Genomic DNA, 25,015 nt, shown 5'->3' with positions numbered 1-25,015 from the left:
CTCTATGACTATCCGTACTAATTACACAGAATCGCTACCTGTCATAGAATGTCTGCAAGATGATGGTGCTCCGGGTGCGCACGTTGGCGGTGGCTCTGATCTCTTGGAGCAATTGCTCGAGGTGCCGCGGAGACGCCACACGCACCAGCAGGATGTAGCTTTCCTCCCCGGCCACCGAGTGGCACGCCTCGATGCCGGGGATGTGCTGCAGCACCGCGGGCGCGTCATCGGGTTGCGACGGGTCGAGAGGAGTGATCGCGACGAATGCCGACAGCAGTTGACCGAGCGCTTCGGGATCGACGTGTGCGGTATACCCGCGGATCACACCGCGCGCCTCTAATCGGCGGACCCGGGACTGCACCGCGGACACCGACAGACTCGCCTTCTCGGCCAGGTTGGACAGAGTGGCCCGTCCATCGGCCATCAGTTCACGAATCAGCAGGCGATCGATGTCATCGAGTACGGGTCTTGCCGGTGTATCCGCCATCAGCGAAGGCTAACTCAGGCGGCGCGCCTCGTGTCCGAAACCTGACCTCCATCCTCCCACTCGAGGGAACAGACACGCCGCGACGCGGCCGAAAGGTACGGCGGAACAACAGATGACCGAGGTATTGGACGTTCAGACCACCCGGCAGCTCACCGCCCGCGCGGAGGCGACACTGCGCCGATTCGGCGCGCTGCCAGCGGAACCCGGCGATCTGCCCGCGCGCACTCCGATCACCGGAGGGCAGCTGACCACCCTGCGGTCCAGCTCGCCCGACGAGGTCGATGCCGCCATCGGCCGGGCCGCTACCGCCTTCCGGGGCTGGCGCGGCGTTCCCGCTCCCGTCCGGGCCGGTGTCGTGCGCAGGCTGGGGCAGCTGCTCACCACACACAAGAGCGACCTGGCCGAGCTGGTGACGCTGGAGGCGGGCAAGATCCCCGCCGAGGCCGCGGGCGAAGTGCAGGAGATGATCGACATCTGCGAATTCGCCGTCGGCCTGTCCCGGCAGCTGTACGGCCACACCATGCCCTCGGAACGTCCCGGCCACCGGTTGATGGAGACCTGGCATCCGCTCGGTGTGGTCGGGGTGATCTCGGCGTTCAACTTCCCGGCGGCGGTCTGGGCGTGGAACACGGCGATCGCGCTGGTGTGCGGCGACACCGTGGTCTGGAAACCATCGGAGACGACGCCGTTGACGGCGCTGGCCTGTCACGCCTTGCTCCGGCGCGCGACCGGCGAGGTCGGCGCGGATCCCGAGATCCATCAAGTGATCCAGGGCGGGCGCGAAGTGGGCTCCCGACTCGTCGACGACGGACGGGTCGCGCTGGTGAGTGCCACCGGGTCGGTGCGGATGGGCCGGTTGGTGGCGCCGCGGGTGGCCGAGCGGCTCGGGCGCTGCCTGCTGGAGCTGGGCGGCAACAACGGCGCGATCGTCACCGCGTCGGCCGATCTCGACCTCGCGGCGCGGGCGATCGTGTTCGCGGCGGCGGGCACGGCCGGGCAGCGGTGCACCACGCTGCGGCGGCTGATCGTGCACCGGGACGTGGCGGGCCCGCTGATGGACCGGCTGGAGCGGGCATACCGGCAACTGCCCGTCGGCAACCCTTTCGACGAGGGGGTGCTGGTCGGGCCGCTGATCGACGGCAAGGCCTACACCGGGATGCGCGCGGCGCTGGACAAGGCGGTGACCGACGGCGGCGAGCTGATGTGCGGCGGTGAGCGCGTCGAGGGATTCGGCGAGGACGCCTACTACGTGCGGCCCGCCATCGTCCGCATGCCCGCCCAGACCGCGGTGGTGCGGGAGGAGACCTTCGCACCGATCCTCTACGTGCTCACCTACGACGACTTCGATCGCGCGATCGCCCTGCACAACGAAGTGCCGCAGGGTCTTTCGTCCGCGATCTTCACCACCGACCAGCGCGAGGCCGAACGCTTCCTCGCCGCCGACGGATCCGATTGCGGCATCGCGAATGTCAACATCGGCACCTCCGGCGCCGAGATCGGCGGTGCCTTCGGCGGTGAGAAGCAGACCGGCGGCGGACGCGAATCCGGCTCGGACTCCTGGAAGGCCTACATGCGCCGAGCCACCAACACCGTCAACTACTCCACCGAACTGCCCCTCGCCCAGGGCATCGAGTTCGGCTGAACCACTCGCCGCACCCGCTCCCACCAGGCGATTGGGTTGTTCGCACCACCCTGTGTAGTGTTGTCCTTACCCGACGCGGGGTGGAGCAGCTCGGTAGCTCGCTGGGCTCATAACCCAGAGGTCGCAGGTTCAAATCCTGTCCCCGCTACTACAGGCCCGGTTCAGACGGTTCACACCGTCTGAACCGGGTTTTTCTTCGCCGCCATCGGGCACGCAGGGCACGGCAGCAACCCAGACGCCGCGGATTTCATCGAGTGGATCGGCTGACCCCGGGTGAATCGTTCGCGTGCTTGTGCCTTCGCGCGGCCTCGGCCGGTCGGCCTCCGGGTGACGCGGCCGGTGGCACCGACCAGCAAGCACCGCCGGAAAACACCCGTCACCATCGCGGCGGCTCGATGCCGAGTTCCCGCAAGCCTTCGGCGTAGCGTGCGACGCCGGCGAGCTTGATGTCTTCGTAGCCGCGCACCACGTCGGCGAGCGCCGCCGCCCGCACGGCGCGGTCGTAGCCCGATCGGTCCAGCATGTCGGCCAAGTTCGTGACCATCGCGGTGTAGTGCGTGCGCAGCTCGCGTTCCACCCGTCGGACGTGCGCGTAACCGAACGGGTCGAACGCCGTGCCGCGCAGCCGCTTTCCCTTGGCCAGCAAGCGAAGGGCGAAGTGACTGCCCGGCCGCATGCCGATCTTCTTCTTCCGTCCCAGCGCGCGCAGCAGCGGTGGGTGCAGCCGGTAGGTGAGGTTCGCCCCCTCGGGGACCTGCGTGGCGACCTCGGTGAGGAAGGCCGGGTCGGTGAGCCGGCGCGCCACCTCGTACTCGTCTTTGTACGCGGTGAACTTGTACAGTCCGCGCGCCACCTGCTCGCTGAATTCGGTACGGTCGGTCACCCGGCGCTCGGCCGCCCAGATGCGTTGCATCGTGCGGACGTAGGCGCGTGCCACCGCCGCGCTCTGGAAACCGATCAGCTCGACGGCCCGCAGCTCGATCAGGCGCCGCGTCTCTCCCGTCGCGGTCAACCCCTCGAACAGGTCCGCGGGCACCACGACCGGAGCCGGTTCGGCCGCGCGGCGAGTGGTCGCGGCGGCGAACTCCGCCGGCCGTGCGATCGCCACCCGCCCCCAGCGGAACGCGGCGAGATTCGCCGCCACGGCCACTCCGTTGATCTCGATGGCCTCCTCGATCGCGGCGCCCGGCAGCCGCAAGCCGCCGAGCTGATAGGCGGCGCCGATCAGCAGGAAGTTCGCGGCGGCGGTGTCGCCGAAGAGGACCTGCGCGGCGGCCAGCGCGTCGAAGGACCGCACCGACCGCGAGACCTGCTCCAATCGCCGCAACAGCGCCGCCTCGTCGGGATAGGCGACCGACTTGTCGTAGACCATCTCGCCGGTCGGCGTCTTGCTGGTGGAGGCGATCGACACGGTCGTCGTGGCACACCCGTAGGCCAGATTCTTGGTGTCGGTGGCGGCCAGCAGGTCGAAGGCCACGAGGCAATCGGCCGAAGCGGGGGCCAGCCGGTTGGCGGGCTCCAGCGCGTCCACGGCGAAGCGCAGGTGCGACACCACGGGTCCGGCCTTCTGGCTCATGCCGATCTGGTCGAGACTCGCCACCTCGTACCCGGCCCGCATCGCCGCGGTCGCCAGCACCTGGTTCACGGTGACGATGCCGGTGCCGCCGATGCCGGCGAGAAAGACGTTCTGCGTGGTCGCCGGCGGTTCGTGGGGCAGATCCGGCAGTCGCGGTGGCTGTGGCCGCCTGCTCGTCGCGCGCTCCTTCCGTTTCGCCGGATCGGGCAGCTCGACCGTGACGAACGAAGGGCAATCGCCGTTGAGGCAGCTGTAGTCGGTGTTGCAAGAGGTCTGGTCGATTCGGGTCTTGCGCCCGAACTCGGTGTCCACCGGCTGCACCGACAGGCAATTGCTCTGGACGCCGCAATCACCGCAGCCTTCGCACACCGCTTCGTTGATCACCACCCGGGTGCGGCGCACCGGCAGGGCGCCGCGCTTACGCTGCCGCCGGGCGTCGGCAGCGCAGTGCTGGTCGTAGATCAGCACCGTGACACCGGGGATCTCGCGCAGCGCGCGCTGGGCTTCGTCGAGGCGGTCCCGGTGCCACAACAGGGTGCCTGGAGCCAGATCGCGCTTGCGGTAACGCCCGGGTTCGTCGGCGCAGACGATGATCCGCCGGACACCCTCGACGGCGAGCTTGCGGGTGAGCGTCGGCACCGTGAGCGCTCCCTCCGCGTGCTGCGCGCCGGTCATCGCGACCACGTCGTTGTGCAGCAGCTTGAAGGTGATGTTCACTCCCGCGGCGACGCACGCCTGCACGGCGAGCTGGCCGGAGTGGAAGTACGTTCCGTCGCCGATGTTCTGGAACAAATGCGGCACGTCGGTGAACGGGGCTTGGCCGATCCACTGCGCGCCTTCGCCGCCCATCTGGGTCAGCCCGGTGACTTTGCTGTCGGTCCGGTCGGACATGGTCACCAAGGTGTGACAACCGATGCCGCCGCCCGCCAACGAGCCTTCCGGAACGGCTGTGGAGCGGTTGTGCGGGCAACCGCTACAGAAGTAGGCGGCGCGCTTGGCGGGCAGCACCGACAGCGACAGCGACTGCGGCAGTGGACGTTTCAGCGCGAGATGTCCGTCGAGTACGCGGCGCAGCGGTGCGGCGATGCGCCCGGAGGTGAGTTCGCCGTCGGCGCCGAACAGCGGGCGGCCCGCGTGGTCGCGCTTGCCGACGATCTCGGGCGCGCCCGCGACGCCGTACAGGATGTCGCGGATCTGCGTCTCGACGAAGGCCGTCTTGTCCTCGACGACGATCAGCCGGGTGAGCCCGGTGGCGAACTCCCGGACACGGTCGGGCGCGATCGGATACGGCATCCCGATGCGCAATAGCCGGATTCCCGCGGCGTGCAGTGCGTCGTCGTCCGCGCCGAGGTCGAGCAACGCTTGACGGACCGCGTCGAAGGTGGTCCCGGTGGCGGCGATGCCGATCGTGGCGTGGGACGGGTGGACCTCGATCACGTCCAGGCCGTTGCGTGTGCTGTAGGCGCGCACCAGCTCCCAGCGGGGACCGTAGAGATCCGCCTCGGCGAGCAGACTGTCGGCCGGGGCGGCCATCGGTCGCTGCCGGTAGTGGAAGGGCTTTCCCTCCCAGTCGATTTCGGGCACTACGAGGTCGATGTCACCCACCGAACCGTCGACCGTCCAGGCACCGTCGGCGACATCGGCGACGATCTTCAGCGCCACCAGGCAGCCCGAGGCGCGCGACAGCGCCACCCCGTGCAGGCCCATGGTGATGATCTCGCGGGCGTTGCGCGGGAACAGCACGGGGATGTTCATCGCCGCCAGTGAGCGCTCGCTCACCGCGGGCACGGTGGACGACTTGGCCGCTGGATCGTCGCCTACCAGCAGCAAGACGCCGCCGCGCGGATTCACGCCGTACATGTTGGCGTGCCGCAGAGCGTCGGTCGCGCGGTCCAGACCGGGACCTTTGCCGTACCAGACACCGACAACGCCGTCATGGGTCGCGGCGCCGGCGGGCAGATCGGCCTGGCTGCCCCATACGGAGGTGGCGGCCAGTTCCTCGTTCAATCCCGGGACGAACGAGATGTCGTGCTCGGCGAGAACGTCCGGCATGCCGGCCAGCATCTTGTCGACGCCGCCGAGCGGGCTGCCCTGATACCCGGAGACGAACGTCCCCACCCGCCGCCCGGCGCGCAGATCCCGCACGTGCTGCTCGACCAGCTGCCGCGCGATGGCCTGGACGCCGGTGAGGACAACGGTCCCCGAGCCGACACGGTATCGGTCGGCAAGGTCGTAGGGAGCTGCGATCAGATCGCGGTCGGCGAGCTCGGTCATACAGATCCACCCGTCCGCTCGGCCCCCGGTCCGGCGGCCTCGCATCGTTGAGCACTTGTTGCCGATATCGTGTCTCTGAAGATCTGAACGCACAACCTCCATTGAATTGACTGAGCATTCTGCCCAATTTCTGGATCGTCAAATGGGCACGCCCTAAGCACAGTGCCAGGTTCATGTGACGGCGAACACAAGGACGCGTCCAGGCATTCGATCGTCTGCGGCGAGCCGAGCCCGTGCCGCACCGCGTTTCCTCCGCCGCCCCCACACCCACCTGTGTGAAGGTGGAAAGATGGCAATGCTGAGGAGGGGCGCGGCGATCGTCGCCGCCTCGATGTTCGGGATGCTGACCGCGTGCGGGCAGCACGCGGACCCGGCCGCCCCCTCCACGCCGGAGCGAACCGCGGAAGCGCCGGCGGGCACGCGGGCCGATCCGGGACCCCGGCGAATCGCGGGCGGCACGATGATCGTCGTCCCGCATGCCGCGGACCTGGAGCCCACGTCGGCGATGCCCTTCTCGGAGTACGACATCGAAGACGGGACGAACAAGCTCGCGATCCACATCCCGGGTCCGGTCGGCTGTCCGAGCATCGGATTCACCGCGCGCGTGGAAGAATCGACCGATCGGGTGAGCGTGCGGCTGATCCGTGGCCTGCATCGCGGCATGCCGCCCTGCCAGGGCGCGAACCCGGAGCAGAAGCGCGAATACGGCGTGGTCGTGGTCGACCTGCAACGCCCGCTGGGCGAACGGACGGTACTCAGCTTCGCATGAGCCGCGCGAGAGGCAGATCCGGTGTGCGGGCGGGCAGGCCGCCTCCTTTAGTGATCTTGCCGAAGGGCGGGCCACGGGTTTTGTGACATGTCCGGTTCGTCTGTTCCGATGCGACGCTCCGATCGGTGGAGCGCTATCTTTCGCAGCGGATGGTGCCGCCTTCGCGGCTACCGGCGGTCCCGGAGCCGAAGGAGGTGCGGCAGTCCGTCATGATCGACTCAGGGTCGTTGCGGCGGTTCCTTCTGCTCTGTCCCGCAGCGAACGTTCGCTGCGGTTTTCCGTGTAGTGCCGGTCCGTCCGAAGCACCGACGCCGCGGCGGGGCCGCGGGGCGGTGGGTCGGTGACGGCTGACTTTCGAAGGAAACCCGTGTTCAGAGTTCCATCCAGGATTGCGATCTTGCTGGTGAGTATCCTCTCGCTCGGCCTGCTCGGCCTGCCCGCAACGGCTCAGCCCCTCTATCCCACCCCCGATCCCGACGCCTTCTATACGGCGCCGCCCGACCTCGAGGCGCTCGCCCCCGGCGACGTCGTGCGCAGCCGCAGGATCGACACCGGCCTCTATGTCGGGACCGAAGGCTGGCAGGTGGCATTCCGCTCCACCAATTCGCAGGGCAAGCCCGTCATGGGCATCACGACGGTCTTGCTGCCCGCCGGGGTCAAGAATCCGCCGCTGGTCTCCTATCAGGCGCTGATCAATTCGCTCGGCACCCAGTGCAATCCGTCGCGCTCACTGTTCAATGGTGAATTGCAGGACGCGGTCGGCGCGATGCTGCCCATCGGACGCGGATGGGCGATCTCGCTGCCGGACTACCTGGGCCCCACCTCCGCCTACGGCGCCGCGCGCCTGGCGGGCATGATGACCCTCGACAGCGTGAAGGCCGTCCGCAAGGTAGCCGATCTCGGTCTCTCCAATTCCCCCGTAGCCATCGCGGGCTACTCCGGCGGCGGCATGGCCACCTCGTGGGCGGCCGCCATGCAGCCCACCTACGCGCCGGAGCTGAAGCTCACCGCCGCCGTGGCCGGTGGCATCCCCGCCGACCTGGAGGAGATGGCGATGTCACTGGGCTTCGCGCCGCATCCCGGATTCGGCCTCGCCTTCGCCGCCGCCATGGGACTGGAGCGGGAGTACCCGGACCGGCTGCCGATCTCGGACCAGCTCAACGAGAACGGTCTGTGGTTCCGGGAATTCACCCATGACGCCTGCCGCCGGTTCCTGCTCTTCCACGGCGCCTTCCGCAGCGCGGAGCAGATGGCGGCGTCCAAGAGCCTGATGGACAGCCCCGAGGCGCACGCTGTCCTGCGGGAGAACAGTCTGCGGTACTTCGATGGGGTGCCGACCGTGCCTACCTACCTCTGGCAGGGCCGCTTCGACGAGATGACCTTCTACCAACCCGTCGCCGAGGTCGCCGACCGATACTGCAAAGCGGGTGCGCCGGTGACATTCCACACCGTCGACATCTCCGAGCACATGACCGCGGCCGCCGCCGGATTCGCCGACGCGTGGAACTACGTGGAGGCCAGGTTCCGCGGCGACCCGGCACCGACCAGCTGCTGAACCCAGACGAGCCGCGGCCCGGGAGATGTTCTCCCGGGCCGCGGCTCGTCCCGCATGCCACGCGCGTTCGGGCGTCAGGCGGTGAAGTGCAGCGTCCATTCCCCGCGATAGTGCAGGCGGGTGACGCTGCCGGGCGGAATATCGATGCGCCAGAACGATTTCGGCGGAGCGTCCAGCGTCACCAACAGCGCGGCCCGGACCACGGCGGGATGGGTGACCGCGATCGTGGACACCGACTGCGCGGCCACCTCGGCCATCCACAACCTGGTCCGTTCGATCACGTCCAGCACGGATTCGCCGCCGTGCCCGCGGAACGCCGGGTCGGTGAGCCAGGCGTACAGCTCGTCCTGGGGTACCGACATCAGTTCGCCGCCGCGCCAGGCGCCTGCGTCCAGGTCGCGCAGCCGGTTGTCCTCCTCGCCCGGCAAACCCAGCAGCGCGGCGGTCTCCACCGTCCGGCGCTCCGGGCCGGTGAGCACCCGCGCGGCGGTGAGCGGTCCGCACTCGGCCATCGCCCGCCTGCCCGCCTCGGTGAGCGATTCGTCCACCGGGAAACGTGCCTTCCGCATCGCCTCGGTCATTCCGTGGCTGACCAGGTCGAGTCTGAGCACTTTCTGCACCTGTGGAAGCGTACGGCCCGGCGTCGGCGGCTGTTGTTCGATTGCTCGCGCTTCGCTCGCGAAACGGTACGGGCGTGCTTGTCGGTGTCCGGGTGCACACTGAATCCATGGCCCAGTTCTCCCGCGCGACCCAGGAGTGGTTCGACGGCGCGTTCCCAGCGCCTACCTCCGCGCAACTGGGGGCGTGGAAGGCGATCGCGGCGGGCGAGCACACGTTGGTCGTCGCGCCGACCGGGTCGGGGAAGACGCTCTCGGCGTTTCTCTGGGCGATAGACCAGCTGGCCACCCGGGAGCAGCGGCCCGAGCGGGCCGGCACCTCGGTGCTGTACGTGTCCCCGCTGAAGGCGCTGGCGGTGGACGTGGAACGCAATCTGCGGGCGCCGCTGGTCGGCGTCACGCAGACCGCCGGGCGCCTGGGACTGGAGCCGCCGGAGATCACCGTCGGCGTCCGTTCCGGCGACACCAGCGCCTCCGATCGGCGGTCCATGCTGCGCACCCCGCCGGACATCCTGATCACCACGCCGGAGTCGCTGTTCCTCATGCTGACCTCGGCGGCCCGCGACACGCTGCGCGACGTCGGCACGGTGATCGTGGACGAGGTGCACGCGATCGCCGGCTCCAAGCGCGGTTCGCACCTGGCGCTGTCGCTGGCCCGGCTCGACCTGCTGACCGAGCGGCCCGCCCAGCGCATCGGGCTGTCGGCGACGGTGCGGCCACCGGAGGAAGTCGGGCGGTTCCTGGTCGGCAACGCGCCGATCACCCTGGTCGCGCCCCCGGCGCCGAAGACGTTCGACCTGTCGGTGCGGGTGCCGGTAGCGGACATGACCGACCCGGGCGACTCCGATCAGCCGGGCTCGATCTGGCCGCACGTGGACGAGGCGATCGTCGAACTGGTGCTGGAGCACCGGTCCTCGATCGTCTTCGCGAACTCTCGCAGGCTCGCCGAGCGGCTCACGGCGCGGTTGAACGAGGCCTACGCGGCACGACTCGGCGAACCGGTGGAGACCGAGCACAAGCCGCCCGCTCAGCTCGGGCCGTCCACCGAGGTGATCCACGGCGCCGGGCCACTACTGGCGCGAGCGCACCACGGGTCGGTCAGCAAGGAGCAGCGGGCGCTGATCGAAGACGATCTCAAGAGCGGGCGGCTACGCTGCGTGGTCGCGACCAGCAGCCTGGAACTCGGCATCGACATGGGCGCGGTCGACCTGGTGGTCCAGGTGGAGGCGCCGCCCTCGGTGGCCAGCGGGTTGCAGCGGATCGGGCGGGCCGGGCATCAGGTCGGCGAGATCTCGCGCGGGGTGATCTTCCCGAAGCACCGCACCGACGTCATCCACTGCGCGGTGGCGTCGCAGCGGATGACATCCGGGCAGATCGAGGCGATCCAGATCCCGACGCACCCGCTGGACATCCTGGCGCAGCAGACCGTCGCCGCGTGCGCGCTGGATTCGATCGACGTCGACGGGTGGTTCGACGTCGTGCGCGGCACCGGGAGTTACGCGTCGCTGCCGCGCTCGGCCTACGAGTCGGTACTGGACCTGCTCTCCGGGCGGTACCCGTCCGACGAGTTCGCCGAGTTGCGTCCCCGGCTGGTCTGGGATCGCGACGCGGGCACGCTCACCGGGCGGCCCGGCGCGCAGCGGCTTGCCGTGACTTCCGGCGGAGCGATCCCCGATCGCGGCATGTTCGCGGTGTACATGGTGGGTGAGAAGGCCTCCCGGGTGGGGGAGCTCGACGAGGAGATGGTCTACGAGTCCCGGGTCGGCGACGTGTTCGCGCTCGGGGCGACGAGCTGGCGGATCGAGGAGATCACCTTCGATCGGGTGCTGGTGACGCCCGCGTTCGGGCAGCCGGGGCGGTTGCCGTTCTGGCACGGTGACGGGCTCGGGCGGCCCGCCGAACTCGGCGCGGCGCTCGGCGAGTTCGTCCGCACGGTGGCGCGGGAGCGCGTCGCCGAACCGGCGGGGCAGGCGAGCACGAGGAAGAGCTCGCGACGCGACGGCAGTGCGCCGAAACCGCCCCGCGCGCGGGAGCAGCCACGACACGACGGGGCCGAGCCGACCATGGGACGCGCGGCGCGCGGCGCGTTCACCGATCCGATGCCGGAGAGCGTCGCACGGCTCATGGGCACCGCCGGTCTGGACGACAACGCGACCACGAATCTGCTCACCCTGCTGGACGAGCAGCGCACCGCGACCGGGCACCTGCCCACCGACCGCACCCTGGTGGTGGAACGGTTCCGCGACGAACTCGGCGACTGGCGGCTGGTGCTGCACTCGCCCTACGGCCTTCCGGTGCACGCGCCGTGGGCGCTGGCCATCGGAGCGCGGCTGCGCGAACGGTTCGGCGTGGACGCCGCGCCGAACGCTTCCGACGACGGCATCGTCGTGCGGCTGCCCGACACCACCGACGATCCACCCGGCGCCGAACTGTTCGTCTTCGAGTCCGACGAGATCGACGACATCGTCACCGAGCAGGTAGGCGGATCGGCGCTGTTCGCCTCCCGGTTTCGGGAATGCGCCGCGCGCGCGTTGCTGCTGCCGCGCCGTGATCCGGGCAAGCGAGCCCCGCTGTGGCAACAGCGGCAGCGCTCGGCGCAGCTGCTCGACGTGGCGCGCAAGTTCCCCGAGTTCCCGATCCTGTTGGAGACGGTGCGCGAATGCCTGCGCGACGTCTACGATCTGCCGTCGCTGCGCGACCTGCTCGGCCGGGTGGGGCGGCGCCAGATACGGCTGGTCGAGGTGGAGACGGCGACACCGTCCCCGTTCGCCAACGCCCTGCTGTTCGACTACATCGGGCAGTTCATGTACGACGGCGACAGCCCGCTGGCCGAACGGCGCGCCGCCGCGCTCTCGCTCGATTCCGGGCTGCTCGCCGAACTGCTCGGCCGGGTCGAGCTGCGCGAACTGCTCGATGCCGCGGTGATCGAGCAGACCGAGCGGGAACTGCAGCGGCTCACCCCGGAGCGGCACGCACGGGACGCCGAGGGCTTGGCGGATCTGCTGCGCCTGCTCGGGCCGCTGACCGCCGCCGAAGCCGCCGAACGCTCCGACGAGGACCCCACCGCCTGGTTCGAGAGCCTGGTAGCCGCACGCCGGGCGCTGGCGGTTTCCTTCGCGGGTCGCAGCTGGTGGGTGGCGGTGGAGGACGCGGCCCGGCTGCGGGACGCGCTCGGGGTTCCGCTGCCGATCGGCACGCCTGCGGCGTTCATCGAGCCGGTGGCCGATCCGCTCGGCGACCTGGTCGGCCGCTACGCACGCACGCACGGCCCGTTCGGCACGGAGGCGGTGGCGGCCCGGTTCGGGCTGGGCGCCGCGGTCGCCGCCGGCGCGCTGCAACGCCTGGCCGTCGAAAAACGGGTGGTGGAAGGCGAATTCACCCCAGGAGCAGCCGGGGCCGAATGGTGTGACGCGCAAGTGTTACGCCGGCTGCGCCGCCGGTCGCTGGCCGCGGCGCGGCACGAGGTCGAGCCGGTCTCGACCGCCGCGTTCGGGCGCTTCCTCCCGTCCTGGCAACACATCGGCAGCGGCGAGCTGCGCGGCGTCGACGGCGTGGCTGCCGTGGTGGAACAGCTCGCGGGCGTGCCGATTCCCGCCTCCGCCTGGGAGTCGCTCATCCTGCCCGCGCGGGTGCCCGGCTACACCCCCGCCATGCTCGACGAACTCATGGCGACCGGCGAGGTGATCTGGTCCGGGCACGGCGCCATCACCGCCAAGGACGGCTGGATCGCCCTGCATCTGGCCGAGCAGGCGCCGTTCACCCTCGCGCCGCCGGACGAGCTCGACCTGACGGATGCGCAAGCACGCCTGCTCACCGCCTTGGGCGCGAGGTTCGTGCCGTGGACGCCGCCCGGCCCGGCGCAGGACGTCCCGGATCGCACGCCGGTGTCGTTGGACGAGCCGGATTCACCGTCCGGCAGTGCGGGCGACGGTCGCGGCGGGCACGGGCGATCCGGCGACACGGCCGATCACACCGGCGGCGCCGCCGCACCGATCGGGTACGAGCCGGACAATGGTCGGCCCGCACCGGTCGACTCGGCATACGCGACCGGTGCGGGGCATCGGCCCTCCGGCGCCTCCGCCGAACGACTGATCCCGGTGCCGCAGGGCGGCGGCGCGTACTTCTTCCGGCAGCTCTCGGACGCCACCGGTCTGCTCGATGACGCCGCGGTGGCCTCCGCACTGTGGGAATTGGTCTGGGCGGGTGTGGTTTCCGGTGACACTTTCGCACCGGTGCGAGCACTGCTGTCCGGCACGACGCGGACCACGACTGCCCACCGCACGCCCCGGCGCGCGCCGCGGGGCCGGGCCTACCTGCCCCGTCCGAGCATGCCGACCCGTTCCGGTCCGCCCTCGGTCGCCGGACGATGGTCGCTGCTGCCGGAGCGGGTGTCGGACAACACCGTACGCGCACACGCTACGGCGGATCTGCTTCTGGAGCGATACGGCGTGCTGACCAGGGGCTCGGTGCAGAACGAGGGCGTACCGGGCGGGTTCGCGCTGATGTACCGGGTGCTCACCGAGTTCGAGGATCGCGGTCGTTGCCGCCGCGGCTATTTCGTCGACTCGCTCGGCGGCGCCCAGTTCTCCACCACCGATGTGGTGGACCGGCTGCGTTCCTTCGACGCCGAACGCGCCCGTCCCGAATCCAGGCAACCGACCGGCACGGTGCTGGCGCTGGCCGCGTGCGATCCCGCGAATCCGTACGGCGCCGCGCTGGCCTGGCCGAAGAGCGACGTCGAGGGCGGGCATCGGCCCGGACGCAAGGCCGGGGCGCTGGTCGTGCTCGTCGACGGTGAACTGGTCCTGTATCTGGAACGGGGCGGCAAGACCCTGCTCACCTTCACCGAGGATCCCGACGCGCGCCGTGGCGCCGCCGGTGCGCTCGCCGACCTGGTCCGGCGCGGCCGGGTGGACTCGCTGGTCATCGATCGTGTCAACGGAGACACAGTGCACGGCAACACGTTCGCCGAATTCCTCACCGAAGCGGGTTTCTCCGCCACCCCACGCGGTTTGCGCCTGCGGAGCCGCCCGTGAACGCGCACCCCGGCATCGACTCGAGGTTGCGGGAAGCCACGCCCACGCGAACCCACACAGGCAAGCGAGAAGGGTCCCGTCCGTCCAGCGGTGGGCGCGGTGCCGGGCCGGAGCTGTCCCATGCCTGAGGGCGACACCGTCTTCCTGGCCGCCAAACGGCTTCGTGCCGCATTGGCGGGAAAAGAATTGACCCGCAGCGATTTCCGGGTGCCGCGATACGCCACGGTCGATCTGCGCGGACAGGTGGTCGAGAGCGTCGGCAGTTACGGAAAGCATCTGTTCATCCGCACACCTACCGTGAGCGTTCACACGCACCTGAAGATGGAGGGCAGCTGGCGCGTGTTCCACTGCGGACAGCGCTGGACCAGACCCAGGGTGGCCGCGCGGGTCGTGTTGAGCACCACGGATATCGAGGCCGTCGGCTTCTCGCTGGGCAAAGTCGAGGTGGTGCGCGTGCGCGACGAGCACCGCATCGTCGACCACCTGGGGCCCGACCTGCTCGGTCCCGAGTGGGATGCGGCCGAAGCCGTCCGCCGACTGGAGCGATATCCGGATCAACCCATCGGCGTCGCCCTGCTGGACCAGCGCAATCTGGCCGGTATCGGCAACGTCTTCCGCAGTGAGGTCTGCTTCCTGCGCCGCGTCCATCCAGCGACCAGGGTCGGGGATGTCCCGGACCTGCCGGCAGTGGTCAACGAGGCACACCGCATCCTGACCGAAGCGGTCCGAAAGCCTCCGCGACGGCCGCTGGCCTACGGCCGCACGCACCGCCCGTGCCAGCGCTGCGGCACACCGCTGGTCGCCGACCTGCTCGGTGACACCGCACCCGATTACGACCGCGTGGTGCAGCGAGAACGCGGCATCTTCTTCTGCCCGCAATGCCAGCCCGATCCGGGTGCGCCCGGCGCAGCGTGAAAGACCGCTCCGCCCTTGACGAGTCACCGCCCGCCCAATAACTTACAACTTGCAAGTTAGGACGGGAGAGCACCATGAGCGACCCACGGCGATACGTGGTGATCGGCGGCGGCCTGGCAGGGCTCGCGTCAGCGGTCTGGCTGGCGGAGGCGGGCAAGCAGGTCACCCTCCTGGAGCGCAGAGGACAGCTCGGCGGACGCACCCACGCCATGCGGGCCGAGGCGGTGGACGATCCACCGGACAACGGCCAGCACGTGATCGCCAGCGGATACGACCACCTGTTCCGCTATCTCACGAGCGTCGGCACCCGGCAGTACATCGCCTTTCCCCACGGTGCCACGCTGCGCTGGCCCGACGGTCGCAGCGTCATGCTGCGCACCAAGGGAATCGCCGCTGTGCGCACGCTGTTCGGCGCGCATCCCGACGCGAATCCGCTGGAGCGCGCGCGGGCGGCGGTCGCCACCCTCCGCCTGGGCCGGCAGTGCCTGAACCAGCCCGCCGACCTGCCCGACCTCACCACCGAGCAATGGTTCGATCGGGTCGGCATGCCAGCGAAAGCGCGTGAGGCGCTGTGGGATTGGCTGGCGCTCGGCATCGCGGCCGAGCCGGTGCAGCAGGAGTCGGCGAAGGTGTTCGCCGATGTGATGGCCACGGGCATCCGGCTGGGCCTGCGGCACCGACGAGCCGTCGGCATCGGTTACCCCACCACCGATCTGGACACGCTGTATGTCACCGGGGCGCTGCGTGTCTTCGACAAGCACGGTGTGCAGGTGCGCTACCGGGCCGTGGCCCGCCGCATTCACATCTCGGACGGCGAAGTCACCGGCGTCGCACTGGCCGACGGCACCACGATCCCGGCCGACGCGGTGGTCTGCGCGGTGCCCAACTCGAACATCGGGGGCCTGCTCGACGAACTGCCCGAGCACGCCGAAATCTACGCGGCCGCGGACAAACTGGGATACACGCCGATCGTCAGCACCAACCTCTACCTCGATCGCCCGCTGGGCACCGCGGCCGAGTTCGAGGCCCTGATCGGCGGCACCGGCGTCATCGATGAGGTGTTCGATCGCCAGCGGATGACCGGACGCAGTACCGCGAAAGCCTGGCTGTATTGCCTGACCACCAGCGGCGCCTACCAACAGATCCACAAGACCAGCGACGAGATCGTCGACGAGCAAATGGCGCTGCTGCGCCGCTACTACCCGGCGGCGCGCGCGGCGAACGTCGTGCAGGCGCAGGTCGTACGCATGCCGAAAGCCACCTTCTCGCAGGTGGTCGGCACCCACGCGTTACGACCGGAGCAACGGACCTCGGTGCCCACCTTGGTGCTCGCGGGCGACTGGACCGCCACCGACTGGTCGGCGACGATGGAGAGCGCGGTACAGAGTGCTGCGCGAGCGGTCGATCTCCTGCTCGAGCTACCGTCGACTGCGTGACCACGGATCGCTCCACGGCCGAGCGCGCGAGCACCGAGCCCGCACGGCCGAAGCGCCGGATGTCCGCCGCCGACCGCCGCACCCAATTGCTGGACGTGGCGCGCGACATCGTCGCCACAGAGGGCTTCGGCGCGGTGAGCATCGATCGGGTGGCGCGCGAGGCGCGGGTGGCCCGCGCGCTGGTGTATCAGCAGTTCACCGACTTGTCCGGGTTGACGGCGGCGCTGCTGGATCGCGAGTCGGCCATCGCGTTCGCCGGTGTGCGCAGCGTGGACTGGGACCACGGCGACGTGGACCGTGTCGGCCGCGGCATCCTCGCCTACCTGCACGCCGCGCCGACCAGCTGGCGCATCATCCTCAGCCCGTTCGACGGCGGTCCGCCCGAACTGCGTGAGCGGCTCGCGCTCGGCCGCGCCTACGCCAGGGCGATCGGCGCGCGCCACCTGTCCCGATATCTCGGGGTCACCGTGGATCCGAACGGCCCGACGGAGCGAATCCTGTTGACCGCCATGGAGGAACTGGCCCGCCTGCACCTCATCGACCCGATCGAATACCCGGACGAACTGGTGCTGCGCTATCTGCACTCCCTGGTCGACTGGGCGATGCGGATGGAAGCGCCCGTCGGCGAGAATTGATTGCACTCCGGGGTGCGACCGTCCACCGGGTATACCGGCCGGCTCACCCTTCGGATGGCACCGGCTCCAGAATCTCGGGGCGCGGCTCAGGAGCCGCGATCCGCAGGGCATCGGCCGAGGCATCGTCCGGTTGGGTCTGCGAGTGGACCTCCGCGTCGACCCGCGCCTGATAGGTCTGGACCTCTCGGTCGATCTCCTCGTCGTCCCAGCCCAGGATGGGTGCGATCAGCTGGGCCACCTGCTCGGCACAATTGGCTCCGCGATGCGGATACTCGATCGAGATCCTGGTCCGCCGGGCCAGGACGTCGTCCAGGTGCAGGGCGCCCTCGGCTGCCGCCGCGTAGACCGCCTCCACCTGTAGATAGGATGGTGCGTCCGTAATCGGCTGCAGGAGTTCGGGTTTGTCGGCGGCGAAGGCCATGACCTCCTCGATGAGCGATCCGTACCGGTCCAGCAGGTGCTTGATCCGGTACGGATGCACGCCGAAGGTCTCGGCCAGTTGCACGGTCTGATTGACCAGCGCGAAATACCCGTCGGCGCCCAGCAGCGGCACCTTCGCGGTGACCGACGGCGAGACCCGGGCCGGAATGTCCTCGGCCACTTCGTCTACCGCGTCGTAGGCCATCACGCGATAGGTGGTGTACTTGCCACCCGCGATGCCGATCAGACCGGGTGCGACCCGCGCGACCGCGTGCTCGCGCGACAGCTTGGACGTCACGTCGCTCTCTCCCGCCAGCAGCGGGCGCAGCCCGGCGTACACACCGTCGATGTCGTCGGGGGTGAGCGGCGTGACCAGCACCTCGTTCACCCGCTTCAGCAGGTAGTCGATATCGGCCTTGGTCGCGGCCGGGTGGGCCAGGTCGAGATTCCAGTCCGTGTCGGTGGTGCCGATGATCCAGTGAGCGCCCCAGGGGATGACGAACAGCACCGAAGTCGCGGTGCGCAGGATGATCGCGGTGTCGCTGACGATCCGGTCTCTGGGCACCACGATGTGCACGCCTTTCGAAGCCCGCACGTGGAACCGGCCCCGCTGGTGCGACAGGGCTTGGACTTCGTCGGTCCACACGCCGGTCGCGTTGATCACCACATGGCCACGGACCTCGCCGGTACGCCCGTCCTCGGTGTCGCGCACCTTCACGCCGACCACCCGGTCGGACTCCCGCAGGAACCCGACCACCTGCGTGGACGTGCGGATCACCGCGCCGTAGTGCGCGGCCGTGCGCGCCACCATCATGGTGTGGCGCGCGTCGTCGACGACTGTGTCGTAGTAGGCGACACCGCCGATCAGCGAGTCGCGCCGCAGCCCCGGCGCCAGCCGCAGAGCGCCCGCGCGGGTCAGATGCTGTTGACCCGGCACAGATTTGGCGCCGCCCATGGTGTCGTAGAGAACCAGGCCGGCGGCCACATACGGTCGCTCCCAGACCCGGTGGGTCAGCGGGTACAGGAACCGCAGCGGCTTCACCAGGTGCGGCGCCAGGGTGGACAGCGTGAGCTCGCGTTCCCGCAGCGCCTCGCGCACCAATCCGAACTCCAGCTGTTCCAGATACCGCAGCCCGCCGTGGAACATCTTCGACGACCGGCTGGAGGTGCCCGACCCGAGATCGCGGGCCTCGACCAGGGCGACCTGCAACCCACGCGTCGCCGCGTCCAACGCGATGCCCGCCCCCACCACGCCACCGCCGACGACGACCACATCGAAATGATCCTTGCCGAAGCGCTCCCAGGCCACCCTGCGCTGCTCCGGCCCGAGGGCCTGCGAATCCGGTTTCTTGGCCATGCTCGACTCCTCCAGCCGACGCGGATGTGTCCGATCGAGCGTTCAGGTCCAGGCTAGGCGAACCGCCACGGATCGACCGCCCGCGCCCCGGTTCGTGTCGCCCCGGCCTACTCGCCGGTAACAAGATCCACCCTAACCGAGCGTCGGGTATCCCCCCACCGCCCAGTGAGGCAGCCGACACCACGCAGCACTCACCATCCACTCCGTTTCGACCGCGCTCCCCCTCGAAAGGCTGGAAAGGGCCGGGACGCACCGGCCGCAATCGGGCGCCGGGGAAGTCAGCGCGCGCAGCCGGTCGATGCCGTTGGTTCGAACCAGGCATTCCATGAGCGTCGCGAACCCGCGGTGGCCGCCGCCGTGTGCCGAAAACCGCGAGTCATCGCCGCGCTCGGCGTCGACCATGATCTCGATCAGCCGGATGAAGGCGCAGCGGTAGCCGTCGTCGTAGCCGAGTACTTGCACCCGCGTCCAATCGGTAGCTGCCTCCAAGCCATCCATCAGCTGGTCCCGGTGAGACCTGCCGCCGGTCGAGCTGCGCTGCCGGAACCTGCACACCAACGCGCCCAGCAACACCTCGACCCCGATTTCGAGCGAAGCGAGACCGGGCATGCACCGTTCGCGGCCCGAAGGCGCTGGAAAACCAACACAGCCAAATACACTGCACGCATGCGTCGCTACGTGGCCGCCATCGATCAGGGCACGACCTCGAGTCGGTGCATCGTCTTCGACCGGCAGGGGCACGTCGTCGGCGTCGCCCAGCGCGAGCACGAGCAGATCTTCCCGCAACCGGGCTGGGTGGAGCACGATCCCGAAACCATCTGGCGCGATACCGAATTCGTCCTCGGTGACGTGTTGCGGCGCAGCGGGCTCAGCGCTGAGGACATCGCCGCGGTGGGCGTCACCAATCAGCGCGAGACGACAGTGGTGTGGGACCGCGCGACCGGGCGGCCGGTGTACAACGCGATCGTCTGGCAGGACACCCGCACCGACCGGCTGTGCGCCGAACTCGGCGGCGACGCGGGACCGGCCCGCTACCAGCATCGCACCGGGCTCCCGCTCTCCACCTATTTCGCGGGGCCGAAGCTGCGCTGGATCCTGGACAACGTGCCCGGTGTGCGAGAGCGCGCGGAGGCGGGCGAGCTGTGCTTCGGCACCGTCGACAGCTGGCTGCTGTGGAATCTCACCGGCGAGCACATCACCGATGTGACCAACGCCTCCCGCACCATGCTGTTGGACCTGCGCTCCTTGCAGTGGGATCCGGAGATCTGCGCGGAGTTCGGCGTGCCGGAGTCGATGCTGCCGCAGGTGCGCAGTTCCTCGGAGGTCTACGCCCCCATCAGTTCCGGACCGCTGGCCGGGGTGCCGGTCGCAGGCATCCTCGGCGACCAGCAGGCCGCCACCTTCGGCCAGGCTTGCCTGTCGCCGGGCGAGGCCAAGAACACCTACGGCACCGGCAATTTCATGCTGCTCAATACCGGCACCACACCGGTGTTCAGCAAGCACGGCCTGCTCACCACGGTGTGTTACCGCCTCGGCGACGCGGACGCGGTTTACGCCTTGGAAGGCTCCATCGCGGTCACCGGCTCGCTGGTGCAGTGGTTCCGTGACAACCTCGGCATAATCTCCGCCGCCGACGAGATCGAACCGCTGGCCCGCAGCGTCGGCGACAACGGCGGCGCCTACATCGTCCCCGCCTTCTCGGGGTTGTTCGCTCCCCGCTGGCGTCCGGACGCGCGCGGCGTGATCGCCGGGCTCACCCGTTTCGTCACCAAAGCGCACCTCGCGCGCGCGGTGCTGGAATCCACCGCGTTCCAGACCCGTGAGGTGGTCGACGCGATGCGCGCGGACGCCGAGTCCCAGCGGCTCGGCCTGGAGCTGACCACGTTGAAGGTGGACGGCGGCATGGTCGGCAACGACCTGCTCATGCAGTTCCAATCCGACATCCTCGACGTGCCCGTGGTGCGCCCGGTGGTCAACGAGACCACCGCGCTCGGCGCGGCGTACGCGGCCGGGCTCGCCGTCGGCTACTGGGCGGGCACCGACGACATCCGCGCCAACTGGACCGCCGACAAGACCTGGCAACCCGCGATGTCGGACGCCGACCGGGCCGAGCACTACGCCGCGTGGAACAAGGCCGTCGAGCGCACCTACGGCTGGGTGGACTGACGACCGCACCGGATGGGATTTCGCTCGCCGTACCGCATCCATTCCACTAGCCCGTCCCACCCGGCCCGGAAGCGACCGGTGACCGCCGCGTGCCGATTCTGACGAGCTTTGCGCGGGGCAGTGTCGCCGGACGCCCGGTTTCGCCGTAGACCCGCGAGACGAAGATCGGGCCGGTTCGAAGATCGAACCGGCCCGATCGAGGTAGCCGAGACTGGGTCCCGGCCGGCGACTCGGCTAGCCCGGATGGCACCACGTCGTCACCGGCTGGCAGTGGTGCGCCGAAGCGACACCCGGCACCAGCGAGACCATGCCGACGGCAATCACAGCGCTCGCAAGCATTTTCACGATCATCGAATTACTCCCCTCCTATTGGATGTGCGCAACCCTATCGGGTGAATCCATCCGGAGGCAATCGAAACTCGTTGCGCCCGAATCTATTCACCTATCGCGTGTGCCAAGCGCGCGACCGCCTCCCGAAGCGTCGCCGCCTCGGAGGTCGTGAAGCACAGACGCATCGAATTCCGATGAGCGCCGGAGACCGCGAACGCCTCGCCGGGGACGTAGGCCACGCCGAGATCGACGGCGCGGGGCAACAGATCCACGGTGTCGGTGCCGTCGGTGAAATCGACCCACACGAACATGCCACCCGCGGCGTCGGTGCTCACCAGCCGGTCACCGAACCGCATGCGCAGCTCGTCCACCAGGACACGCGCTCGCGCACCGTAGACGCGCCGGATCTCCCGCACATGCGCCCCCAGCCAGTCGGCATCGGCGAGCAGCTCGGCGGCGATCTGCTGGGTCAGCGCGGATCCGCACAGGTCCGCGCCCTGCTTCAGCAACTCCACACCTCTGCACACCGCGTCGGGCGCGGTCATCCAGCCCACCCGTAAGCTCGGGGCCAGCGTCTTCGACGCGCTCGACAGCCGGATCACGTGGGGCGAATACGCCGCGACCGGCTCCGGCGACGGGCTATCGAACCACAACTCGCCGTATGGATCGTCTTCGATCACCCAGAATCCATACCGCTCGGCGAGTTCGGCGAGCTCACGACGACGCACCGGGCTCATGGTGACGCCGCGCGGATTGTGGAAATTGCTCACGGTGTGCACCAGCGCGGGCCGCTCGCCGCGGCCGAGCAGGTCGGCCAGTGCGTCGACCCGCATGCCCTCGGCATCCAGCGCGACGGTCACGATGCGCGATCCGGCGGCACGGAACACCTGCAGCGCGCCGACGTACGCCGGATCCTCGACCACGACGAGCGCACCCGGATCCAGCAGCACCTCGGCGAGCAGCGACAGCGCCTGCTGCGAACCGTGGGTGACGAACACCTCCTCGAGCGGCACCGGCCGCCCCAGCCGCACGGTCTCGCGTGCCGCGAGCACGTCACGCAACGGGCCCCAGCCCGCTGATTCGGTGTATTGCAGTCGCGCCCGGTCCGCCAGCGCCGACTCCGCGGCCTGCGCGATCCGGTCGCGCGGCATCAACTGCTCATCGGGCAGGCCGCCCGCCAGACTGACGACGTCGTCGCGCGCGGCCACCTTCAACAGATCGCGAATCGCCGAACTCTGCAGACCACCGAGACGCCGGGCCAACGGTGGAGTGATCGACGACATGGACACCTCCGAGGAATGCGCGATACCCCACTGTCGCACATTCATACCAGAGTCTGAAATCAGAATCTCATATTTTGAGAAGATGAGGTCAATCGATCAGATAGATGAGGGTCCGTCCGTCCAGGTTCACGGTCGTGATCACGGGGAAGTACTTGGCCTCTGTGCCATCGGGGCGGCGTTCGGTGAGCTCGACGTTGAATCGATCGGGGGCCATCTCCGCGATCCGTAGGCAATAGGCCGTGCCCTGCGGGATGTGCTGGTCGATGGTTTTCTGCAGATCGACAGGGGGTTCGACGTTCGCGTCCGGCGCTACGAAAGTGTGCGCGCGGGTGGCGCTGCGCTCGGAATAGTACGCATGCTCGAAGCCGAGAATCGCTCGGATCCCACTGCTCGTATCACCCGGGCCGTTGCCGAAGGTGACATTGCCCTCGGTGCGGGTCGGGCAGTTCATCGCCACGGCGCTGGTGGCGGCCGAAGCAACCGTGCCGTCCTGGCCGTCATCGCTGCCGCCGGCCATCACGATGGTCACCGTCAGCGCGACCAACGCCACCACCGCCGCGAGCGTCCCCAGCACGACCCAGCGCCGCGAGGGGCTACGCCGCGCAGGCGGGGGCTTCTCGGGAAGGCGCAGCGCAAGCCGCATGGCGATCGGGTCCTCGGCCCAGGACAGAGCCGACTCCGAGGGCGGCGGAGGCTTCGGAACGCCGCCTTCCAGCGTCGGCCGGTTCCACCAGGAGTCCTGCTCGCCGTCCTTGGACTGCGGGCGCGGGGCCTCCGCGGCGGGCGGCTGGGGCTGGGCAGCCGCGGGCGGCGCGACCGGCCGCTCGGAGTAGACCGTCGAATCCGGCGCGCGAAACTGCGGGGACAGTGCGGGCGTCGTCTCCGGCTCTCCTGCCGGACGCCAGGTTAGTTCGGGGTGGTCGGTCGACTGCTGCGGCACCCGCCAGCCCGGGCCCGCGTTCGCGCCCATCGGGGGACCGAATTCCGCGACGGGCGGCCCGAACTCGGAAACCGGCGGCCCGAACTCCCCCAACGACGGACCGAACTCCGAACCGGACTGGTCGGATTCGCTCTCCCTCGCATCACCCTCGGAGGTCACACCCAATCCTTTCCCAGGACACACAAGTGGGGCGGCCGCGAACGGCCGCCCCACCCGTCGAAAACAGCACGTGTCAGTACTGGAGTGAACCACCCCACTGCGTGGTGGCACCACCCACGTCGACGGTTTGCGGAGCGAAGTCGCCCGGCTGAAGCGGAAGCTTAACCTGTGCGGCGGCTTCCAGGGCGGCCGCGCCGCCCGGCTGCTCCCGGATCCAGTCCTCCACCGCGGCCTTGGCCTGGTTCAGCTGCGTGGTGTCGAACACCGCGGTGGTGTTGTTCGAGGCCAGACCCTCGCCACCGGTGTAGGTGGTCAGCTTGACCGTGTTCTTGTCGACGAACTCCACCGAGACACCGGCTTCGCCCGCGCCGGTCGGCGTGCGGTAGCCGATGGTGCCGACGTACCCGGCCTCGTTGCTGAAGTGGTGGGTATTGGCCACGTGGCCCGGCAGCAACGCGCCGCCGTCGATGTTCGCGCCGATCTCCGCGTGCGGACCGGTCATCTCCACGACCGGGGCGGCCGGGGCGGCCTCCATGCGTGGCGCCTGCCAGCGCGGCTGCGCCTGCGGCTGCACCAGCGTGGAACTGTCCGGCTGCCGTGCCTGGGCGTTGCCGCTCTGGGCGTCCGGCTGCGGCGCGGCCTGCTGGCCGGGCTGCGGAGCCGCCTGCTGCCCGGGCTGCGGCGCGGCCTGGTCCGGCGAGACCGCGGCCTGCGGATCGCTCGGCTTCTGCTGGCCGGGGACCGGCAGCGGCGCCACACGAGGCGGGGTCACGCCCGGCTGGGTCGGCTTGGCGAGCTTCGGATCCTTCTGGTCGGGCGCGGCGTGGTCCGACTCCGGCGTGGTGACGCCCGGCTGACGCGGCGTCGGCTTGCTCTCCGGCTTCTCCGGATCCTGCTTGGACTCGGGCTTGTTCGGCTCCGGCTGCGTGGTCTCCGGGGTGCTCGGCGACTCGTTCACGCCCGGCTGCGTGGGAGCAGGCGCCGGCGGAGTGGTCGGATCGTTCGGAGCCGCACCCGCAGGAGCAGCGAAGAGAGTGGCCACTGCAGCCGCTGTGGCCAGTGGCAACGAGGTGCTCGCCATCGCTCGCTGCGCCCGACTCGGCTTACGATGTTTCACTTTTCGCGCTTCCTTCCCGGGTGCGGCCGAATCGGCCGCATGCAGTTGTCCCTGGGTGAGACGCCTGATCGTCGAACGACCCGGGCCGTTCGCCGTGCCGATTCGGAAAGGACCCTTCCCCCCACACCGAACTCCGCGACCGTCCTTCGATCGCATCTCTGCCGAGAGTGAACCACATGTGCGCACGATGGGCAACGCGGCGAATAGCCATGGGTGGCAAGAGCGCCCGCATCCCGCGCCTGCCCCGAGTTCACCGGGCACGATGTCCGGGATCGGACACGGCACCGGGTGCGCCGAAATG

At 69.5% G+C, this 25,015-nt stretch carries 16 protein-coding genes and 1 tRNA gene; 9 read left to right on the top strand and 8 right to left on the bottom strand.

What is annotated here, in order from left to right:
• Positions 1 to 34: 34 nt before the first annotated feature.
• Positions 35 to 487: an Lrp/AsnC family transcriptional regulator gene (locus NA8_RS19020; RefSeq protein WP_039796222.1), complete on the bottom strand. Its 453-nt coding sequence runs from the start codon at positions 485 to 487 to the stop codon at positions 35 to 37.
• Between the two features lie 112 nt (positions 488 to 599).
• Here NA8_RS19020 and amaB point away from each other — a divergent pair, with 112 nt between their 5' ends.
• Both amaB and NA8_RS19010 read left to right on the top strand, forming a co-directional pair.
• Positions 600 to 2,129, top strand: a complete 1,530-nt coding sequence (gene amaB, locus NA8_RS19015) for an L-piperidine-6-carboxylate dehydrogenase (protein WP_063051722.1) — start codon at positions 600 to 602, stop codon at positions 2,127 to 2,129.
• Between the two features lie 74 nt (positions 2,130 to 2,203).
• Positions 2,204 to 2,277, top strand: a tRNA-Met gene (locus NA8_RS19010).
• A 228-nt stretch (positions 2,278 to 2,505) separates the two neighbouring features.
• Here NA8_RS19010 and NA8_RS19005 read toward each other — a convergent pair.
• A complete protein-coding gene (locus NA8_RS19005; RefSeq protein WP_063051721.1) occupies positions 2,506 to 5,979 on the bottom strand; it encodes an indolepyruvate ferredoxin oxidoreductase family protein in 3,474 nt (1,157 codons plus the stop codon).
• Between the two features lie 289 nt (positions 5,980 to 6,268).
• Here NA8_RS19005 and NA8_RS19000 point away from each other — a divergent pair, with 289 nt between their 5' ends.
• Entirely contained in the window at positions 6,269 to 6,748 is a 480-nt protein-coding gene (locus NA8_RS19000) for a hypothetical protein (protein ID WP_063051720.1), read from the top strand.
• A 388-nt stretch (positions 6,749 to 7,136) separates the two neighbouring features.
• Complete coding sequence (locus NA8_RS18995; protein WP_439957404.1) at positions 7,137 to 8,303, top strand: lipase family protein; 1,167 nt, start codon at positions 7,137 to 7,139, stop codon at positions 8,301 to 8,303.
• Between the two features lie 74 nt (positions 8,304 to 8,377).
• On the opposite strand, the gene NA8_RS18990 is transcribed toward NA8_RS18995, so the two are convergent.
• Positions 8,378 to 8,923, bottom strand: coding sequence for a histidine phosphatase family protein (locus NA8_RS18990; protein ID WP_063051718.1), 546 nt, complete (start codon positions 8,921 to 8,923; stop codon positions 8,378 to 8,380).
• 107 nt (positions 8,924 to 9,030) lie between these two features.
• Between NA8_RS18990 and NA8_RS18985 the strand changes: the two genes are divergently transcribed.
• The 4 genes from NA8_RS18985 to NA8_RS18970 all read left to right on the top strand — a co-directional run bounded on the left by NA8_RS18985 (position 9,031) and on the right by NA8_RS18970 (position 16,942).
• Positions 9,031 to 13,956, top strand: a complete 4,926-nt coding sequence (locus NA8_RS18985) for an ATP-dependent helicase (RefSeq protein ID WP_063051807.1) — start codon at positions 9,031 to 9,033, stop codon at positions 13,954 to 13,956.
• Positions 13,957 to 14,076: 120 nt separating this feature from the next.
• Positions 14,077 to 14,871 (top strand): DNA-formamidopyrimidine glycosylase family protein, encoded by a 795-nt coding sequence (locus NA8_RS18980; protein WP_063051717.1) that lies wholly within the window; start codon positions 14,077 to 14,079, stop codon positions 14,869 to 14,871.
• A 74-nt stretch (positions 14,872 to 14,945) separates the two neighbouring features.
• Positions 14,946 to 16,307 (top strand): hydroxysqualene dehydroxylase HpnE, encoded by a 1,362-nt coding sequence (gene hpnE, locus NA8_RS18975; protein WP_063051716.1) that lies wholly within the window; start codon positions 14,946 to 14,948, stop codon positions 16,305 to 16,307.
• 59 nt (positions 16,308 to 16,366) lie between these two features.
• Positions 16,367 to 16,942 (top strand): TetR/AcrR family transcriptional regulator, encoded by a 576-nt coding sequence (locus tag NA8_RS18970; protein WP_063051806.1) that lies wholly within the window; start codon positions 16,367 to 16,369, stop codon positions 16,940 to 16,942.
• A 43-nt stretch (positions 16,943 to 16,985) separates the two neighbouring features.
• On the opposite strand, the gene NA8_RS18965 is transcribed toward NA8_RS18970, so the two are convergent.
• Together NA8_RS18965 and NA8_RS18960 are read right to left on the bottom strand one after the other, a co-directional pair.
• Positions 16,986 to 18,719, bottom strand: coding sequence for a glycerol-3-phosphate dehydrogenase/oxidase (locus NA8_RS18965; protein WP_063051715.1), 1,734 nt, complete (start codon positions 18,717 to 18,719; stop codon positions 16,986 to 16,988).
• 132 nt (positions 18,720 to 18,851) lie between these two features.
• Positions 18,852 to 19,181 (bottom strand): hypothetical protein, encoded by a 330-nt coding sequence (locus tag NA8_RS18960; RefSeq protein ID WP_157106780.1) that lies wholly within the window; start codon positions 19,179 to 19,181, stop codon positions 18,852 to 18,854.
• 204 nt (positions 19,182 to 19,385) lie between these two features.
• Between NA8_RS18960 and glpK the strand changes: the two genes are divergently transcribed.
• A complete protein-coding gene (gene glpK / locus NA8_RS18955) occupies positions 19,386 to 20,885 on the top strand; it encodes a glycerol kinase GlpK (RefSeq protein WP_063051713.1) in 1,500 nt (499 codons plus the stop codon).
• Between the two features lie 434 nt (positions 20,886 to 21,319).
• Here the strand turns inward: glpK and NA8_RS18950 are convergent, their stop codons facing one another.
• From NA8_RS18950 to NA8_RS18940, 3 genes are all read right to left on the bottom strand, one after another.
• Positions 21,320 to 22,498: an aminotransferase-like domain-containing protein gene (locus NA8_RS18950; protein ID WP_063051805.1), complete on the bottom strand. Its 1,179-nt coding sequence runs from the start codon at positions 22,496 to 22,498 to the stop codon at positions 21,320 to 21,322.
• A gap of 88 nt (positions 22,499 to 22,586) precedes the next feature.
• Positions 22,587 to 23,597 carry a DUF8176 domain-containing protein gene (locus NA8_RS18945; RefSeq protein ID WP_063051804.1) on the bottom strand — a complete coding sequence of 337 codons (1,011 nt, stop codon included), beginning with the start codon at positions 23,595 to 23,597 and terminating at the stop codon, positions 22,587 to 22,589.
• A gap of 73 nt (positions 23,598 to 23,670) precedes the next feature.
• Positions 23,671 to 24,555: a hypothetical protein gene (locus tag NA8_RS18940; RefSeq protein WP_245663905.1), complete on the bottom strand. Its 885-nt coding sequence runs from the start codon at positions 24,553 to 24,555 to the stop codon at positions 23,671 to 23,673.
• Between the last annotated feature and the right edge of the window lie 460 nt (positions 24,556 to 25,015).

The organism is Nocardia arthritidis NBRC 100137, from assembly GCF_001612765.1.
GTDB classification, from domain to species: Bacteria; Actinomycetota; Actinomycetes; order Mycobacteriales; family Mycobacteriaceae; genus Nocardia; species Nocardia arthritidis.
Note: the sequence above shows the minus strand (reverse complement) of the source record. Positions and strands in the feature narration are given on the sequence as shown.

Bases quoted from the DNA above. Each gene is read 5' to 3' on its own strand.
- NA8_RS19020 (WP_039796222.1), bottom strand. From the start codon at position 487: ATGGCGGATACACCGGCAAGACCCGTACTCGATGACATCGATCGCCTG.
- amaB (WP_063051722.1), top strand. From the start codon at position 600: ATGACCGAGGTATTGGACGTTCAGACCACCCGGCAGCTCACCGCCCGC.
- NA8_RS19005 (WP_063051721.1), bottom strand. From the start codon at position 5,979: ATGACCGAGCTCGCCGACCGCGATCTGATCGCAGCTCCCTACGACCTT.
- NA8_RS19000 (WP_063051720.1), top strand. From the start codon at position 6,269: ATGGCAATGCTGAGGAGGGGCGCGGCGATCGTCGCCGCCTCGATGTTC.
- NA8_RS18985 (WP_063051807.1), top strand. From the start codon at position 9,031: ATGGCCCAGTTCTCCCGCGCGACCCAGGAGTGGTTCGACGGCGCGTTC.
- NA8_RS18980 (WP_063051717.1), top strand. From the start codon at position 14,077: ATGCCTGAGGGCGACACCGTCTTCCTGGCCGCCAAACGGCTTCGTGCC.
- hpnE (WP_063051716.1), top strand. From the start codon at position 14,946: ATGAGCGACCCACGGCGATACGTGGTGATCGGCGGCGGCCTGGCAGGG.
- NA8_RS18970 (WP_063051806.1), top strand. From the start codon at position 16,367: ATGTCCGCCGCCGACCGCCGCACCCAATTGCTGGACGTGGCGCGCGAC.
- NA8_RS18965 (WP_063051715.1), bottom strand. From the start codon at position 18,719: ATGGCCAAGAAACCGGATTCGCAGGCCCTCGGGCCGGAGCAGCGCAGG.
- glpK (WP_063051713.1), top strand. From the start codon at position 19,386: ATGCGTCGCTACGTGGCCGCCATCGATCAGGGCACGACCTCGAGTCGG.
- NA8_RS18950 (WP_063051805.1), bottom strand. From the start codon at position 22,498: ATGTCGTCGATCACTCCACCGTTGGCCCGGCGTCTCGGTGGTCTGCAG.